The organism is Aquimarina algicola (assembly GCF_006443095.1).
In the GTDB taxonomy this organism is placed as follows: Bacteria; Bacteroidota; Bacteroidia; order Flavobacteriales; family Flavobacteriaceae; genus Aquimarina; species Aquimarina algicola.
The window spans coordinates 105,632-123,099 of sequence record NZ_VFWZ01000005.1 but is presented as its reverse complement, the minus strand read 5'-3'; the positions used below and the strand labels follow the sequence as shown (position 1 = coordinate 123,099).

Annotated in this window: 16 protein-coding genes; 9 read left to right on the top strand and 7 right to left on the bottom strand. The window is 30.0% G+C overall.

Going from position 1 to position 17,468, the window contains the following annotated elements:
- Positions 1 to 14: 14 nt before the first annotated feature.
- Positions 15 to 3,731, top strand: a complete 3,717-nt coding sequence (locus tag FHK87_RS16185) for a metallophosphoesterase (RefSeq protein WP_226294289.1) — start codon at positions 15 to 17, stop codon at positions 3,729 to 3,731.
- A gap of 6 nt (positions 3,732 to 3,737) precedes the next feature.
- Positions 3,738 to 4,625, top strand: coding sequence for a DUF6268 family outer membrane beta-barrel protein (locus FHK87_RS16180; RefSeq protein WP_140594804.1), 888 nt, complete (start codon positions 3,738 to 3,740; stop codon positions 4,623 to 4,625).
- Positions 4,626 to 4,677: 52 nt separating this feature from the next.
- On the opposite strand, the gene FHK87_RS16175 is transcribed toward FHK87_RS16180, so the two are convergent.
- On the bottom strand, positions 4,678 to 5,313 hold the full coding sequence (locus FHK87_RS16175) for an SDR family oxidoreductase (protein ID WP_140594803.1): 636 nt from the start codon (positions 5,311 to 5,313) through the stop codon (positions 4,678 to 4,680).
- 707 nt (positions 5,314 to 6,020) lie between these two features.
- Here FHK87_RS16175 and FHK87_RS16170 point away from each other — a divergent pair.
- Positions 6,021 to 7,085 (top strand): hypothetical protein, encoded by a 1,065-nt coding sequence (locus FHK87_RS16170; RefSeq protein ID WP_140594802.1) that lies wholly within the window; start codon positions 6,021 to 6,023, stop codon positions 7,083 to 7,085.
- Positions 7,086 to 7,399: 314 nt separating this feature from the next.
- On the opposite strand, the gene FHK87_RS16165 is transcribed toward FHK87_RS16170, so the two are convergent.
- Complete coding sequence (locus tag FHK87_RS16165) at positions 7,400 to 8,002, bottom strand: porin family protein (protein WP_140594801.1); 603 nt, start codon at positions 8,000 to 8,002, stop codon at positions 7,400 to 7,402.
- A gap of 163 nt (positions 8,003 to 8,165) precedes the next feature.
- Positions 8,166 to 9,590, bottom strand: coding sequence for a cardiolipin synthase (cls, locus tag FHK87_RS16160; protein ID WP_140594800.1), 1,425 nt, complete (start codon positions 9,588 to 9,590; stop codon positions 8,166 to 8,168).
- A gap of 107 nt (positions 9,591 to 9,697) precedes the next feature.
- On the opposite strand from cls, the gene FHK87_RS16155 reads away from it, so the two are divergent.
- Complete coding sequence (locus FHK87_RS16155) at positions 9,698 to 10,084, top strand: arsenate reductase family protein (protein WP_140594799.1); 387 nt, start codon at positions 9,698 to 9,700, stop codon at positions 10,082 to 10,084.
- Between the two features lie 266 nt (positions 10,085 to 10,350).
- Here the strand turns inward: FHK87_RS16155 and FHK87_RS16150 are convergent, their stop codons facing one another.
- Both FHK87_RS16150 and FHK87_RS16145 read right to left on the bottom strand, forming a co-directional pair.
- Positions 10,351 to 10,533, bottom strand: a complete 183-nt coding sequence (locus FHK87_RS16150) for a hypothetical protein (RefSeq protein WP_140594798.1) — start codon at positions 10,531 to 10,533, stop codon at positions 10,351 to 10,353.
- Between the two features lie 11 nt (positions 10,534 to 10,544).
- A complete protein-coding gene (locus FHK87_RS16145; RefSeq protein WP_140594797.1) occupies positions 10,545 to 10,709 on the bottom strand; it encodes a DUF1328 family protein in 165 nt (54 codons plus the stop codon).
- Between the two features lie 194 nt (positions 10,710 to 10,903).
- Here FHK87_RS16145 and FHK87_RS16140 point away from each other — a divergent pair, with 194 nt between their 5' ends.
- The 3 genes from FHK87_RS16140 (at position 10,904) to FHK87_RS16130 (ending at position 13,544) form a co-directional block, all read left to right on the top strand.
- Positions 10,904 to 11,947 (top strand): helix-turn-helix domain-containing protein, encoded by a 1,044-nt coding sequence (locus FHK87_RS16140; RefSeq protein WP_140594796.1) that lies wholly within the window; start codon positions 10,904 to 10,906, stop codon positions 11,945 to 11,947.
- Positions 11,948 to 12,124: 177 nt separating this feature from the next.
- Positions 12,125 to 13,156, top strand: a complete 1,032-nt coding sequence (locus tag FHK87_RS16135; protein WP_140594795.1) for an AraC family transcriptional regulator — start codon at positions 12,125 to 12,127, stop codon at positions 13,154 to 13,156.
- Positions 13,157 to 13,223: 67 nt separating this feature from the next.
- Positions 13,224 to 13,544, top strand: a complete 321-nt coding sequence (locus tag FHK87_RS16130; protein WP_226294288.1) for a YdhR family protein — start codon at positions 13,224 to 13,226, stop codon at positions 13,542 to 13,544.
- Here FHK87_RS16130 and FHK87_RS16125 read toward each other — a convergent pair.
- Positions 13,541 to 14,242, bottom strand: coding sequence for an SOS response-associated peptidase (locus tag FHK87_RS16125; RefSeq protein WP_140594793.1), 702 nt, complete (start codon positions 14,240 to 14,242; stop codon positions 13,541 to 13,543). The genes FHK87_RS16130 and FHK87_RS16125 overlap by 4 nt on opposite strands.
- Positions 14,243 to 14,472: 230 nt before the next feature.
- Here FHK87_RS16125 and FHK87_RS16120 point away from each other — a divergent pair, with 230 nt between their 5' ends.
- Positions 14,473 to 15,495, top strand: a complete 1,023-nt coding sequence (locus FHK87_RS16120) for a helix-turn-helix transcriptional regulator (RefSeq protein ID WP_140594792.1) — start codon at positions 14,473 to 14,475, stop codon at positions 15,493 to 15,495.
- Positions 15,496 to 15,498: 3 nt separating this feature from the next.
- Here FHK87_RS16120 and FHK87_RS16115 read toward each other — a convergent pair whose 3' ends face one another.
- Positions 15,499 to 15,963, bottom strand: coding sequence for a hypothetical protein (locus tag FHK87_RS16115; protein ID WP_140594791.1), 465 nt, complete (start codon positions 15,961 to 15,963; stop codon positions 15,499 to 15,501).
- Between the two features lie 271 nt (positions 15,964 to 16,234).
- Between FHK87_RS16115 and FHK87_RS16110 the strand changes: the two genes are divergently transcribed.
- Positions 16,235 to 17,311, top strand: coding sequence for a DUF748 domain-containing protein (locus FHK87_RS16110; RefSeq protein WP_140594790.1), 1,077 nt, complete (start codon positions 16,235 to 16,237; stop codon positions 17,309 to 17,311).
- Positions 17,312 to 17,468 lie beyond the last annotated feature (157 nt).

Below are 17,468 nucleotides of genomic sequence, written 5' to 3'. Positions count from 1 at the left end.
AAATAAAAAAATTAATGAATTATAAATATTTCTCGTTCATATTATTAATAGTATTACTAGGTGGCTGTGCGACCTACAAACCAAAATATAAAGAACCATTTGATCAGACTTTGTCAAAACAGGATAGTGAAATCGAAAGGACATTTTATCTTATCGGTGACGCTGGCTATTCTAAACCTGGTAAAAGTGCTCCGGGGTTACTTATGTTGGAGAAATATTTAGAGAGAAACCAACAAAAGAATGATCATGTAATCTTTTTGGGTGATAATATTTATCCTGATGGCATGCCCAAAAAAGTAGAAAAAGATAGAGCTATTGCAGAACATCGATTAGATGCCCAGATTAAATCTGTAGAGACATTTGAAGGACAAACTTACTTTATCCCTGGTAATCATGATTGGTATAATGAAGGAATAAAAGGCCTAGAAAGAGAAAAAAAGTATGTAGAAAATAAACTAGATGACAAAAAGCTTTTCAGACCTAAAGTAGGATGTGCTCTAGAAAGTATAAGCATTACAAAAAACATTCAACTAATAATTTTAGATTCACAATGGTATCTACAAGATTGGGACAAGCATCCGACAATCAATGATAATTGTCCTGAGATTAAAACAAGAGAAGCTATGTTTTTAGAGGTAGAAAGTGAGTTCAAAAAAAATCAAAATAAAACCATTCTCTTTGCATTACATCACCCGCTATATACTAATGGATCTCATGGTGGGCAATACAGGCTTGCAAAACATCTGTTCCCATCTCAAAAAAAAGTTCCTTTGCCAGTCTTAGGTTCGATAGCAATGCAAATAAGAACTTCAGGCGCTATTTCTATACAAGACAATCAAAATAAACAGTACAAATCGTTAGTCAAAAGGTTAGAAACACTAGCTAAAGGAGCAGAAAAAGTCATATTTGCTTCAGGTCATGAACACTCATTACAATATATAGAACATGAAGGCATTAAACAAATTGTTTCGGGAGCAGGTTCTAAAAGTTCGTATGCAACATTGGGCAATGACGGACTTTTTGCTTATACAGGTCAAGGCTTTGCCAAACTTGATATCTATAAAGATGGTTCATCCTGGGTATCCTACTTTGGTAATAATAACAATGAGCCCCAACTGATTTACAAAAAAGAAGTATTTAAACCCGAAAGCCGTTACGATCTGGAAGACCTTCCCCTTATAAAGCAAAATGTGGTAGATGCATCTGTATATAATTCTGAATCTACCGAAAGAACAGAATTTTACGAAAGCATCTGGGGAGATCATTATCGTGATCTTTATGGTACAAAAATTAAAGCCAAAGTTGCTATGTTAGATACTTTATATGGTGGTATGGAAGTAGTCCGTAAAGGAGGGGGACATCAAACAAGGTCTGTAAGGCTCAAAACCAAAGACGGAAGAGAATTTAACATGAGAGCCCTGAAAAAAAGTGGGGTCAAATTCTTGCAATCAACAATGTTCAAAGATAACTACATCGAAGAATCTCTTGAGAACACTATATCAGAGGATATTCTGAAAGATTTTTATACTGCTTCTCATCCATATATTTTCACGGTAATTCCTGAATTATCGGATGCTATAGGTGTATATCATACCAATCCCAAAATTTACTATGTTCCCAAACAAAGAGCCCTGGGAAAATACAACCTAGATCATGGAAATGAATTATACATGATTGTTGAGCGACCCGAAGAACACCACAAAAACCTTTCTTCTTTTGGCAAACCAGATGATATAGAAAGTACTTCAGATGTTTATGAAAGATTACGAAGGGATGAAAAATACAAAATTGATGAATCTGCTTATATAAGAGCAAGGTTGTTTGATATGTTGATCGGCGATTGGGATCGTCATCAAGATCAATGGCGTTGGGCAGAGTTTAAATTGGGTAATGGAGATCATATTTTCAAACCAATCCCGAGAGATCGAGATCAGGCATTTTCGAATTTTGATGGTGGTTTTATGGGAGCACTACGAGGGATATTAGGCTTTGCCAATCAGTTTCAAGTATACGACAAAGAACTAAAAAATGTAAAATGGATGAATATTGCTGCTACTAGGTTAGACCGAACACTCATCAGAAATAGTAAGAGAGAAGAATGGACAAAACAAGCAGAATATATTCAAAAAAATCTTTCTGATGAAAACATTGAAAAAGCTTTTCAGAACATTCCACCCAAAGCTAAAGGAAGAGATTTAAAAATAATAAAAGAAAACTTAAAGGGACGAAGAGATAACCTTAAAAATATTGCAAATCGCTATTATGATTATTTATCAGATCTTATTATCCTTACCGGGACTGATAAAGATGATTTTATTGATATCGAACGTCAAAATGATGGAAATACTAAAATTACAATTTCTAGAATAAAAGATGGGAAAAAAGCAGACACTATTAGTAGTCAAATTTATAATAAAAAAGATACCAAGGAAATATGGATTTATGGATTAGATGATGATGACCAATTTAAAGTCTACGGAACTCCAAAGAGACCAATTAAAATCAGAATTATAGGAGGACAGAACAATGACGTCTATGATATCAAAAAAGGTAGAAAAGTAAAGATTTATGATCATAAAAGTAAACCTAATACCTTTAAAAGGAAAGGAGGTGCTGGTATAAAATTAACCAATAGATATAATATTAATCTGTTTAACAAAGATGAGAATATTATCACGACGACTTCTGTTCTTCCAACTATAGGATTTAACCCAGATGATGGGGTGAAGATAGGAGCCTCAACAATTATTACTTCTAAGGGTTTCTATCAAAATCCGTTTACAACACAGCATAAAATCAACACAGGATTTTATTTTGCTACTCAGGGATTCGATGTAGGATACAAAGGTGAATTTGCAGGTATTTTAGGAAACTATAATCTACTCTTAGAAGGTAAATATACTAGTCCTAATTTTGCAGTTAATTTTTTTGGATTCGGTAACGCTTCAGAAAATAACCAAGATAAATTAGGCTTTGATTATAATCGTGTAAAATTGAGTACTTATAGCATTGCCATTGGAGCAATAAAAAATGGAAGATTTGGTAGCCTTTTTAAATATCATCTGTCTGTTGAAGGAATACAAGCAGATAACACAGCTAATCGCTTTATTTCAAATGAGGTAAGTTCTGATGATCCAGAGTTTTTTAATAGAAAGTGGTTTACTGGTTTAGATGCAATATATCAATATGAGAGTTATGATATAACTATAAATCCAACTCGTGGGATGAAATTTGATTTTAATATTGGAGGAAGAATGAATATTGATCATACAGAAAGATCTTTTGGATATATTAAATCTTACTTAGGATTCTACAATTCTTTATCAAGAAACAGAAAATGGGTATTAAAAACTGCTGCGCAAAGTCAATTTAACATTGGTCGTTTATATGAATTTTATCAATCTGCACAACTCGGAGGAGAAAACTTATTACGTGGATATCGAAATCAACGTTTCTCTGGACAGTCATCATTAGCAGGAAGTCTAGATATAAGATATAGTTTCGATCAGTTCAAAACAAGGGTATTACCAATACAAATTGGACTTTTTGCTGGTGCCGATACCGGTAGAGTATGGCTCAAAAGTAATCGCAATCGAGATAATGATAAATGGCACAATAATATAGGAGGCGGACTTTGGATTAATAGTGCAGATGCCATTAGTGGTACTTTAAATCTATTTACAGGAGAAGATGGAGCTCGATTCTCTTTTGCGTTTATGTTTAAATTTTAAATCTGTATGAGATATATCATTATTTTAATTTTTCTAAAAAATACAATTGTCTTTTCTCAGTTATCTGATCTTGCACGCGTAGAGTATACTTTTTTTCCACAAAAAAATAGTGATAACTCCTTCAGAAGATTTCGGACGTTTATACAGGTCCCTATAAAACTAAATGACAATGATAGTTACATAGTCCCTGGCATAGAATATAGAAATGTAAATTTTATATATAGGGATAGTACTTCTTTTGATACTAGTAATTTAGAACGTTTTAGTTCTTTTGAGGCAAGTCTGGGATATACTTTTAAACTGAAAAACAACTGGAGATTTGCGGCTCAATTAGGAACAATTGTCGCGTCAAATTTTGAAGGAGAAGGATTAAAAAATGATGATCTACTGTTTACAGGTTCCTTTTATTTTGTTAAAGATGTTACTGAGAAAAACCTTGCTAAACCATGGAGACTCATTTTAGGATTAAGATATTCGACTACAGCCGGGAGACCCTTTCCGCTTCCCTTTGTAAATTATTATCGTAGATTTCATACAAATTGGTCTTTTGTACTAGGTGTTCCCAAAACAAATATTAAATACTATTTGAGCAAAAAAAGTATTTTTCAAAGTTTTGTTACTCTTGATGGCTTTTTTGCAAATATCCAAAATAATCGAACTTTTACATCACCTGATACGCAACAATCTAGGACTGCTAACAACATTTCTATGACGATTGCATTAGCAGGTTTAGGATATGAGTATTATATAACCGAAAATTTAGTGTTTTATATATATAGCGGTTTTACTATCATTAACGATATTAGATTACGCAATGATAATCAAGAAGATATTTTAACGGTAAACGATCAAAATAGTTTATATATAAGAGGGGGGATTAAATTAAAAATCTAAGAAATTATCAATATCGCGGTACTTTTGATTTTAGAACGACCTGGTCTTTAAATTAAATTGATGATACTTTTTGTATTTCATCAGAAATTAAGCGATCTCCCTCCAAAATTTCAAAAATAGAATTATGAGCATTTTCATCTTGTAGTGATTTCACTAAGGTTTCTGCTACATCATCTCTGCTTATCTCACCAGAATTCTCCAATTTTGAATCTAAAATTATTTTACCTGTTCCCGGTTTATCCGTTAGACTTCCTGGTCTTACAATCGTAAAATTTAGATTACTCCTTTTTAAGTATTCATCAGCATTGTGCTTTGCTCTCAAATACTCTTTTAATTTATCAACATCTTCGGGTGAATCTGCTCCCATCGAACTAAGCATGACAAATTTTTTAATTTGAGTTTTGGCGGCTAAATCTATTAGTTTTTTTGCTCCTTCCTGATCCACAGTTACAACTTTTTTGCCTCCGGAACCAGCAGCAAAAATTACCTTATCAATTCCTTCAGTAATACCAGAAATGTCTTTTTCTAAATCTGCAACTACTGTAGCTATATTTCTACTTTCGAACTGTTTCTTTTGATCCTTTCTTCTAATCATTGCAACAGGTTTGTAGTGTTCTGAGATTTCCAAAAGATCTACAATTCTTTTTCCTACGCCTCCATTGGCTCCTGCAATTAATACGTTTTCCATAATATTTAGTTTTTGAGAGGTAAAGTTCATTTTTTTCTTTTATTATATTTGATTCAAATCGTTTAATAATGATCTCATAAGGAATGGCTTCTTTCTAAAATGTCTGAACAGTTTTGTGATCACAGTAACACTTGCGGAATATATGATTCTTTACTTTCCTAAACCTTCCAGATTAAATCTAATTATGCTCTGGACATTCCTTCCGGATATTATAATTTAATAGATCTTTCCAATTGTTTTTTTTGAATTTCGGTTCCCGATGAAATAGAATCTTATACAAATAGTTTTTGTATACTATCAATCTCTCAGATTTTTCTGATAAAATGTGTTCTGGGAGTACAATACGGCTTGGCCAAAAATGAAGAATAGGCTTGTAAAAATAAAAATTGATTTCACTAAGGTTTTAAGTGTAAGGTTTAAAAGTACAAATCATAGAAACGTTTTTATTTTTAAAACCTCTCATATATTTCTAAACAAAAATGAGATTATTGTAATAACCTCTGAAAATGAATAACTTATTCTTTGTTTGTGTGTATTATTTACCTCATTGCTAACCTTTTGCTAACCTCATATGCTTACCTCTTGACTACCTCATTTTTTATTCAAATCAAAAAATCCCAACTAATTTAGAAGTGTTGATCAACTTAAAATAGGGCAAGCCGAAAACCTTTAAAAAGAGTAGGCAGAATTAACTAATACAAATCATTATGAATATTTTAAAACCGAAAATGTACTTATGGCTTTTAATTCTAGCAATTGGAGTCATCTCTTGTGAAAAAGGGGAAGTTACAGAAGAAAGTGAAAATCTAGAATTAATTGAAGAAGAAGAAGCTTTTGTAATAAATGAAAAAGGAAAAAAAGTATTAGAAAGTGACTACTTGATGGATATTAATAATACGAATTTATCAAAGCAGTCTAATGTTTTTCTTAAAAAAATGCCAGAGTCTGATTTAAACAAACTTTTAAAAGAGAACATTCTTCCTGTACGTGATGAACTTTTTTTCAGATTACAACGTACAGCAGGAACAGCGCTTAGTGGGCGAATACTCACCGCAGAAATTAATGAACAGACATTTGGTCAAGGAGGAAGAAGATCAAATGAAAATACAAAACTTAATTGGAGACTTACTCGAAGACGTGTTGGAGATGTAAGAAGAGTTAGTTTAGGTCCTCCAAGTGTTATAGCGCAAGTAGAAAAAGTTAATCCAGGAAATCAACCCAGAGAAGCAGGAAATCTAGGAAAAAGAACGCGATCACAAACTATAGAAAAAAGTGTTTCAAATACAAGGTCATCTGGTGGTTCAGCATCAGTAGAAGTATCTGTTGGCTTTCCAATAAGAATATTTAATCTTGGAGGCTCAGCGAGTAAAACTTTTGATTACAGTAAAGAAAATGAAACTACAACAATAAGTTCACAAACAGAATCGGTAGAAATTAATTTCGAAAGCAACAAAACGATTCCGCCTGGCTCTGTATGTGATTTCAGGCTTCTAGAAGAAAAAATTGAAACGGTTACTACATATGATCTTAGAATGAATGTTGCAGGTAGAATTAGTATTTATCCAGATAGAGAAGGAACTATTTTTGGTAATAGAGCTCCGGCATTTCAATTTTTTAATGTTTTCTTTTTCAATAGACCTGGATATGATAATGCTGCAGAATGGTTTGCTCTACCTGAGAAATTTAGAAATAATAAAGTTATTAAAACTTTTCAAGCTAAGAATCAATTCTTTAGTTATAAAGTAGAAAAAGTTAATTGTAGAAAATTATAATCACTTAATTTTTTAAACAATTGAAGATTGCTCTGGAAAAGTATTTTCTGGAGCAATCAATTTTTAGAAAAATCATAACGCTTTCTCTTGTGATCACAGTAATACTTGAAGAATATATGATTCTTTACTTTTCTAAACCTTCCAAATGATGCAACGTAATTAAATCATTATATATCCAAGAGATTGTACATTCAATTCATCCTGATGATTAGTTTCTCAGGCTTATGCACGTTTTATAAACGTAAAATCCATATCAAAAAAAGAGACAATCCAAAAAGGTAGTCTCTTTTTTGATATGTATTGCTGAGCGTGTGTTAAAACATAAAACCTATACCCGCAGAGAAGGTTGAGTTGTGTGCATCGGTATCTTCGATTACTTCTGAAAGTCCATATGTGTATCGTGCCTGAATAAAGAAATTACTCAACAATTTGAACTCTGCTCCTGCTGCCAATTGAAAATCAAAGTCTTTGATACGATCTGTATCAAAATCTCCTCCATCTGCTGTTGGATCTGTATCAAATTCTTCGTTTATTTTGAAACCAAACTGTGGCCCTGCGTGAATATTAAGTCCTTCTACAATATAAATTTTTGCTAGTAATGGTACTTGAATATAATCGATTTGAAACTCTGCATCTGGTGTTACAGTAACTCCGGCTATAGATGTTTCTTCAATATCAAAACCTTGACCAGAATAAAACACCTCTCCCTGTAATGCAAATTTTTCTGAGATGAAGGTTTCTGCTACTAATCCTGCATAAAAACTAGTTCTGGACTTTGGATCTTCAAAATCATCCCCTGTGATCGTAGAAAAATTAAGTCCCCCACGCACACCAAATCTTGTTGTTTTTTCTAAACTCTCTTGTGCGTAAATAAATGTTGAACAAAAAGCTAATGCTAATAAGATAAAATTCCTCATTTGTAATATAATTTATAAGTTTAATGCTCCAAAATTACTTGAGGAAAACCATAGGTATGAACTCGAATAGCAGAGTTTTTAACTCAAAAAAAAAGGATAAATCTTATTTAACAAAAATTAAGATATGATAATCCAATTTTGAAATAATATAAATCATTACAAATTACAAAAGGGGACTAAAAAATCTAGCTATCCCCTCTGACAATTTCATTCTTAATGATCTTGTTCTATAGGTTTCATATTGCAATAACTCACTACTATTACAATCATTAATAAAATCTTCACAAATCTTTCTTGCTACTTTTTCACTGTAAATAAGTGCATTGGTTTCAAAATTATGCTCAAAACTTCTATGGTCAAAATTACCTGAACCAACCGAAGCCACTTTTCCATCCATTACTATAACTTTACTGTGCAAAAAATCATTTTTTTGCTGATATATTTCTATACCTAGAGATAACAATTCTTCAAAAAAAGAAAGCATACTATACTTGGCTAACCAAGAATCAGACTTTAGAGGTACTAATAGTTTAATATTAATACCACTCAAAGCTGCTATTCTAAGTGATTCTAACATGGCATTGTTGGGTATAAAATAAGGGTTTGAAATGTAAATATATTCTTCTGCTAAATTAATCATGCTTATATACTGTTGCATTATTGAGGGATGGTCAGAGTCTGGTCCTCCCGCAACAATTTGTACATTGATATCACCACAATTTTCAATATTTGGTAGGTACTTGTTTTTTAGTAATAACTCTTTGTCACTTGCAAAATAATAATCTTTTATAAATACTCTGTGCAAACTATCTACCACAGGTCCCTTTAGATATAAATGGGTGTCGTCCCAAATACCAAGCTCTGAATGAGGTTTTATATATTTGTCAGAAATATTAACTCCTCCTGTAAACCCAACTATTCCGTCAATGACAATAATTTTTCTATGATTTCTATAATTTAAAGTATACAAAACACTCCCGAAGTGTAAAGGCAAGATAGGATATACTTTTGCACCAATATTTTTAAATTTCTCAATCTCCTTTTTCCTAAGAGAATAACTACCTATTGCATCATATAAAATTCGTACCTCTACCCCTTCCTTTATTTTTCTTTTAAATAGTGCAAACAACTGATCAAGTAATTCACCTTTTTCAAATATATAATACTGCAGATGAATAAATTTTTGAGCTTTTTCGAGTTCTTTAAAGATTCTCTTGAAGGTATCTACTCCATTGTGTAATACTTCAATTTGATTATTTGATTTAACAGAAAATTCAGAGCTTTTACTCAATAATTTTGCTAGTTTTTTATCTCTTTTATTTGTTAAGCGAATAGCAGTTGCTTCATTATTGTCGTAATCACTAAATCTTTCTTTATACATTCTTCTTCGCATCGTTTGTTTAAGCTTAAAAAACTTAAACCGTCTACGATTAATCCCAAAAACGATATAAAGCAAAATTCCAACAAACGGAAAAATTAAGACAATCAGCAACCAACTAAGTGATTTAACAGGTCTTGAGCCATATAAAATAATATGTAAAATCGATATTGACGTTAGAACTGTGTAGACTACTAGAAAAAAAATCATTGTTTTGATTAACGTATTAGTAAATAAGCAAACATCTATTTGAATTGAATTACTCTATGACATTATAACAATTTAATTTTATGGTTGATATTTAAAATATAACTATTATGGGAATTTTTGCTACAAATAAAAATCAAATCACATTAATATATAATTCTGAAACTTCCGTTGGAAAACAAATTTACAGCTATGTAGTTGATTCAAAAAGAGAAGTTAGAACAATTGATTCTTCAAAAACTTCTATCACTCCTACTCAATGGGTAGAAATTTCAAAAGAACTAGGTCTGGAAATTAACCAATTAATTAACAAAGAAGATCCTGATTTTAAAAAGAATTTCAATAAAGAAATTAAGTTAGAAAATCAAGATTGGTTAAAAATAATTGTCAATAATCCAGAGTTGATTAAATTTTCTATTTTAATAATAAAAAATAGTTTTTATATTTTGGATACACCTTCTGATTTTCTCAAATTTACAAAAGATCAGGAAGATTAATTCTCTAATTAATGTTCCAATGCTTCAAGTACTTTACGCTGAACCTAAATCAAACTCTTTCAAGTATAATAATAATGTAAACACACATTGCCATAAATAGAGCTATAAATAAGGATATAATGAGTTTTAATACTTTCTTATTTGTAAAAAATTTTGATGGAGTGAGTTTGTATTTTTTCATTTTCAACCTTTTATTATATACTAAAAATCGGACAATAAATAATATATCATTGTCCGATTTGTAATCATAGATTTTTCTTTTTCAATTAATTATCATCAGTCGCATCTTCTACTGCGTCTTTTACTTCTTCGGCTCCGTCTTCTATGCCCTCTCCTACGTCTTCTACTGCGTCTTCAATTTTTTCACCGGTAGTTTTCTTTTCTCTACAGCTTAATGTTATTATTGATATAAATACTATAGATAGAACTGTAATAAATTTTCTTTTCATGATTTTTTTATTTATGCTTTAAATCTTTTACCAAAAATTAGAGATAATACAAACAATATTATAAATATAAAAAATAATATTTTTGCTATACTTGCTGCCCCTGCTGCAATACCTCCGAATCCAAAGAAAGCAGCTATTATGGCTAAAACTATAAAAATAATTGTGTAACGTAACATAATGTGTTTATTTAATTAGTAAAAACCTCTTCTAGAGGGATTTGTTTCTCAAATCATTATGCAACAAAATTCAGTAAATATGAGTTTAGTCTTTGACCATATCACTAATAATATTAACTCCTTTGCTTTTGAATCGATATTATTCTGTCATTTTGTAATAATAAAGTATCTTGTAACATGTAATATCAAGTCCAATGAAACGAAAAATTAATATCCACGATTCTGACGTAAAAAGAGTAATAGTAGATATGGCTCAAAATTTAGATATTGATTATGAACAAAACCCCCATGAATATTGCATTAGATTGCCGGAAGAATTAGGAAAAGGTTATGTAAAAGCTTACGAGTTTGATTTTGGAGTTGGAGTCCTAGAGACAGATTATTTGCTTGAAAAAGATTTCTATTTTGAATTAGAAAAAGATGTTTTAAACCCGTTGAAAATTATTTTTAATAGGGAATCTTCTTTTTACCATCGATTTTCCAAAGATCTCGAATTTCAAGAAATTAAAAGATTAGAAAACACAATCATATCAAATAAATTTGGGAATCATCATTTTTTTAAAATCCCCGCAAACACACCTATTTGTATTTTTAGTTTGGAAATTAATCGAAAATTATTTGAGGAAAAAATTGAGTCCTTTCTTCCTAATATGAATACGGACTTGATTGAACTCTTTAGAGATGTCAATGGTGTAAATGATTTCTTTTACAAAAATTATTATAGTTTAGAAATTTCTAAATTCATCTCAGAATTTATAGACTGTGAATTATCTGGTTTTATGCGTCAAGTTTATCTTGAAGGTAAAGCTTATGAAATATTAACCCATCAATTGCAACAGTATCTAGATGATTTAAATGATCCTGACAAACGGATCATTTTAAGACAAGCTACTATAGAACGTATTGAAGAAGCAGTATCGATCATTAAAAATGAGATTGAAAAAACAGACAATATAGCAAACATAGCAAAACGTGTTGGATTGAATCAAAACACATTACAAAATGGTTTTAGACAATTATTTAAATCTTCTGTAAACGAGTTTATTAGAAATCATAGAATTGAAAGAGCAAAAGAGTTATTAGAGTCCTCAGATCTTAATATTACAGAAATCACTTACAAGGTGGGTATTAATTCGAGAAGTTATTTTGCAAAATTATTTAAAAAAAAATATGGTGTAAATCCTAAACAGTATCTGGATCAAGTCCGCAATCAAAAAGGTGATTCTAAATCAGCCTGATACAAATATCTTCATTATGAATATAATAATTTCTATCACTTATTATAAAAAGAGAATCTTCTTAATAAGATAAAAAGGCGATCAAAAGTGTTATTATAAATTTCAATATTGTTAATCTGTTTATTACAAATCTAATTTCTTTGTACAAATCATAAAATTTAGAATTAATTTTTTAGTATGTACGAAATCACGATTGGTAGTATTGATAATGTAGACATTCTAAAACAGCTTAATATACATCTTGGTGGTCAATTAACAGAGCGCTGGGGAGAATATGAATTGGAGTTTGAAAATAGTTTTGGAAAAGGAACGATTCGCAGTATAGGATTTGATTGGGGCGTTTCTCTTATCGATTATGACGTAAACTTTAGGGAAGATATCAAAATTACGTTCAAGTTGACAGATACAAACCCAATAGAATTTATATTTGTGTCAGAAGGAAACCTTAATTATAGTAACTCAGAACACGATAAACAAATCATTCTTGATCGTTACCAAAACATCATAATATCATCAACCAAAAATTCTAAAGAAACTTATATGTTTCCTAAAAGAATTGCAATTAAAGTTAACTTCATTTACATTTTGAAAGAACAATACTTTAGAAAGAAAAACAACAACTTGTCTTTCTTAAATAAAGCTCTTTTATCTGCTTTTAAAGATAGTTCTAATTCTACATTTAATCATTTCGGAAATTATAATTTGAAAATTGCTGATCAGATAAAACAGTTACAAGAAAATAATGATAGCGGAATTGTTAGAACGCTATCTATAGAAGGGCAACTTAACTTGATCATGGCAATGCAGATGTTGGAGCACCATAACCATGAAAAAGGATCAACATTGCCCGAGTCTCTATCAAAATCAGATATCAAAAAAATAAACGATTTATCCGGTTATATAATAGATAACATATCAGAACCACTATCTATAGCATCTCTCGCCTTGAAAGCGGGGCTAACTCCCAAAAAACTTCAGTTAGGTTTTAAAGTTTTATATTCTAAATCAGTTAATGAATATATTAGACAATTAAAATTAGAAATTTCTAGAGACTACATCAAAAATACAAATGATTCTATTTCAGAAATAGTGTATAATATAGGTTTCAAAAGTAGGAGCTATTTTTCTAAAATCTTTTTTGAACGTTATGGAATGCTACCCACAGAGTATCGTAAAAAACTAAAAACGAACAATTACCCTGAAAAATAAATAAAGTACTTAAAACATAAGATTCAAACTTTTTGTTTCTTAAAAAATAAAAATCAGTTATCATATATTGAAAGAGAAAACGTTGATTAATATTAAATTCAAATCTTCATTAAATGCAAAAGAATTCAATTATGTTAAAAAACAAAGACATAAAGAAATAGCATCTATACAAGGGTTGGTTTCTTTATTCTGTCACTATAATGAAGAGACAGAATATATTGGGGGATTGTTTATATTTAATGATCTACAATCAGCACAAAATTATTTATCTGATTTTTTGATGATAGGATTAGGTTTAAGGTACGGAATCATAGCAAATACCCTCAATATTGAAATAAGCTCATTAAAAGAAGAAATAAAGGGGTTAAATCATGGTTCCAGAATCTAAACCTTTGGTATATTTTTATAAAGTACAGGATCTAACATAGATTCGTACAAAATATCATTTTTAAAAAATTCTTTAGCTATAGGATGTGCAATTAAATTTTCTGTGCTAGATGTTTCAATAATATTATCTAATTCTAATTTGTCTACATTATTATTGAGCCAAGTATTATAAAATCTTTTAGAAATTACAACAGGCATATCTGTATTAAGGTTTTGAATTTTCTTTATAATCCCGTTAGACTCTTTCGTAATTAGAGAAACAGTAATAAAACCATCCTCTAAAACATTATAAACTCCTGCCAGACAAAAAGGTTTTTCTTCTTTTGAATACACATAATAAGGGTATAAAGATCCCGAATAGAGATGGTAGATAAAAAAACCGGTAATTACAATTAAACATCTTCTTTCTTCAAAAGGCTCCTGAAATATTTTATTGACTTCCAATTTTTTTCTAGATACTTTCAAAGTATTATGTACCTTCTGAAAATCCTCCCAATCATCCTCATATTGATCAGGCAATAACCCCCAAATACCAAAAGATAATGAGTCAGGATCATCCATAGTAATTATAGACAACGTAGATTCTTTTTCACCGTCGATAATATGACTAGGAGAATATAGACGAGGAAATTTGAAATTAACTCCCATTTCTCGTTCTATGGTCTTTCTATTTGCAATATTTGAAAGCTTTTTGTACATATTATTTATCTATGTGCAAGAAAATAAATATATCTCAAAAACATTGTCTTGTTTACATTAAATAATAATGCATTTGATAATCTAATATTTTAAAAAATAACAATTGTCTGACGATTAGTTCGATTGAGTCATAGAAAATCTCAAAAAAGTTAAACAAAGGTTACATTAACAACTACTTTTGTAAAAATCATTTTACAATCACTTAATAATTAATACTCTATAAAGATATCATGAAGAATTTGGCTGTTAGTTCAAAGAGTATTCCTGTCATATTGCACCCATTGCTAAACATATGGCAAAGTGATGACAATGATAATCAAACTAATCATAATATAAGTTTAGATCATCGAATAGGAGATGGTAAAATTAAGTACACAAGATTACAATATGGATTACAGGTTATAAATTTTGATATTCTGCTTAGTCAAGATATAGAAATATCGATTGATCCAATTGCCGAAGACTCCTTACAATTTTTATATTGCTTAAACGGTAAATGTTCTCATATCTTTAAGAATCCTGAAGAAGTAAGTTTTATAGACCAATTTCAAACAGTAGTAGTACGAAGTCATAAAGAATCAAACAGTAGTATTATCATTAAAAAAGGGCTTCACGTCGTTTTTAATCTAATTTGTGTCAATGTAAACGAATATTTCAATGAGTTTAAGACTAAGGAAAATCATTTTGGTAAAAAATTTCAAATATTCTTACAATGTATTAGTAAAAAGCCAAAATATATTCATTTAGGCAGCTATAATTTTAAAATTGCCGAACAACTCAAATTAATTGTAAACGCAGAATACAATAATGAAATTTCAAAATTATTATCTCTTAAAGGTAGGTATTATTTGGTCTTAGCTAAGCATATAGAGCAATTTTACGCCGACATAGAAAATAATTCAAATACTAGCGGATTATTAAAAGATGAGTTAAAAAGAATTTCAAAAGTTAGTGAATTCATCAAAAAACATCCAGAAATACAACATAGCATACAAACACTTTGTGCAGCTTCAGGATTGTCTCCTGCAAAGCTACAAGAAGGCTTTAGATTTATGTTCGATAGAACAGTATCAGACTATGTACGGAATATACGCTTAGAAAAAGCCGAAAAATTAATCCAAACAACAGATTTGACAATTTCAGAAATTGTATATTCCGTAGGTCTTACAAGTCGAAGCTATTTTTGTAAAATTTTCAAGAAAAAATACAGGTTTAGTCCAAAGGAGTATAAATCTAAAACTACTAATACATAAGTTCTAGACTTCACTTTCACTATTACATAAGCGATTATAAAAAAGGACACACCTATTTATAGAATTTTGTATTTCTTGATATTGAAGAATAAGCATCGTATCTAGAATAGGAGGTATTTTCTTTTCTCTCAATAGATCTTCGTATTCTTCGGCTATTTCTTTCTCAAAAACTATACATCTTTTGATTGCATTTGTTTGCCCTTTTTTTGTGAAAAAGTTTTTTTTGTTGATTTGATTACTGTTATCCAAACTTGACTTAAAGAAATAATCATTTACACTAAAGTATTTATATGATTCTAGTTTAAATTTTTTCAAGAATTTCAATCTTTGTTTCACTTTTCTATCAAAAAATGCATGTATATCGACCTGATCAGAGAGATCTCTCGCGAGTTTGTATATTTCGACCATACGTATAGTATTACTCAAGACAATTTTTAGTTTTTCTAGCACATCTCTTTCTAATTTCATTTTCATACTAAAAGTTTAATTATATGATTTTATTTTAACTAACTGATTCAAAAATAATTCAACTTAAGACATTGTAATAACTGTATTCATCTAATCATTGCCGCTATTAAAAAATTATGATAATTTAAATTATCAAATGCTAAATATCTAGCAAATGAGTCAACATTACTATCATTTACTGTATTATACTTAGATAGGTAGTATTATATTTTCAAAATATAGGGACTGTCCCCGCCTATATATTTATATTAATACATAAGATTAAACTAATATGCCGTTTAAAAAAAAATACATTGCTTTATTATTTATAGTAGTCTTACTGATAACTGTTAGGTTACTGTTACCTTATTTTGTAAAAAATTATGTCAATCAGGTACTAGAGGATATCCCGGGTTATTATGGCCAAGTAGAAGACATAGATATTTCACTAATTAGAGGAGCTTATGTGATAAATAATTTATATCTAAATAAAGTTGACGCCGGATCCCAGGTTCCTTTTCTCAATTTTCATAAAACGGATATATCAATAGAGTGGAAATCCCTTTTTAAAGGTAAAATCGTTAGTGAAATTGCATTAACAAACCCAGAAATCATATATGTATTTGAAGATCAAAATAAAGAAAACACAGAAGATCCAGAGCTTGAAGACTGGACTAAAGCTTTAACAGAACTCGTACCAATAAATATCAACACATTACAAGTATCGAATGGAAAAATTGCTTTTGTACAATTAGCTGCAAATCCAAATATAGATTTACAACTCTATAAAATCAATTTTAATGCTAAGAATCTTCGAAATGTATTACGTACAGAAAGAGAACTTCCTTCTTCTATTTATGCCGAAGCTAAATCTATAGGAAAAGGTGACGTGAAACTGGAGGGCAGCATGGATTTGGTAAAAAAAGTTCCTGATATTGATATTACATTTTCTTTAGAAAATGCGGATGCAACATCTTTAAACGATCTTACAAATCATTATGCTGGCATCGACTTCAAAGAAGGTACTTATGATGTCTATAGTGAAATAGCCATTGCAGATAGTTATCTAAAAGGGTATATTAAACCAATGCTGAAAGACTCTAAAATTATAAGCAAAGAAGATAGTTTTCTAGAGGTTTTATGGGAAGGCTTTGTAGGTTTTTTCAAATTCGTTCTGAAAAATCATGGTAACAATACTCTTGCCACCAAAATTCCATTCGAAGGAAATTTAGATGATATAAATACCAGTGTTTGGATTACGACAAAAAATATAATAAAAAATGCATGGATAAAAGCTTTTAAAGGAACAGCTGATAATGAAATTGACTTTGAAGAGGTTCAAAAAAAGGCTAAAAAGCAAAATAAATAAAAAAGAGAAGGTCGGAATAGTAAGGTTTTTCAATTGACCCCCAATTACGACCTCTTTGTTTATAAAATTAATATATTCTATTCAAACCTTCTCTACAACTAATCAATAATTAAAAACCTCTCACCTTTTTAAATAAAATGCGTCTTTTTAATCCTTT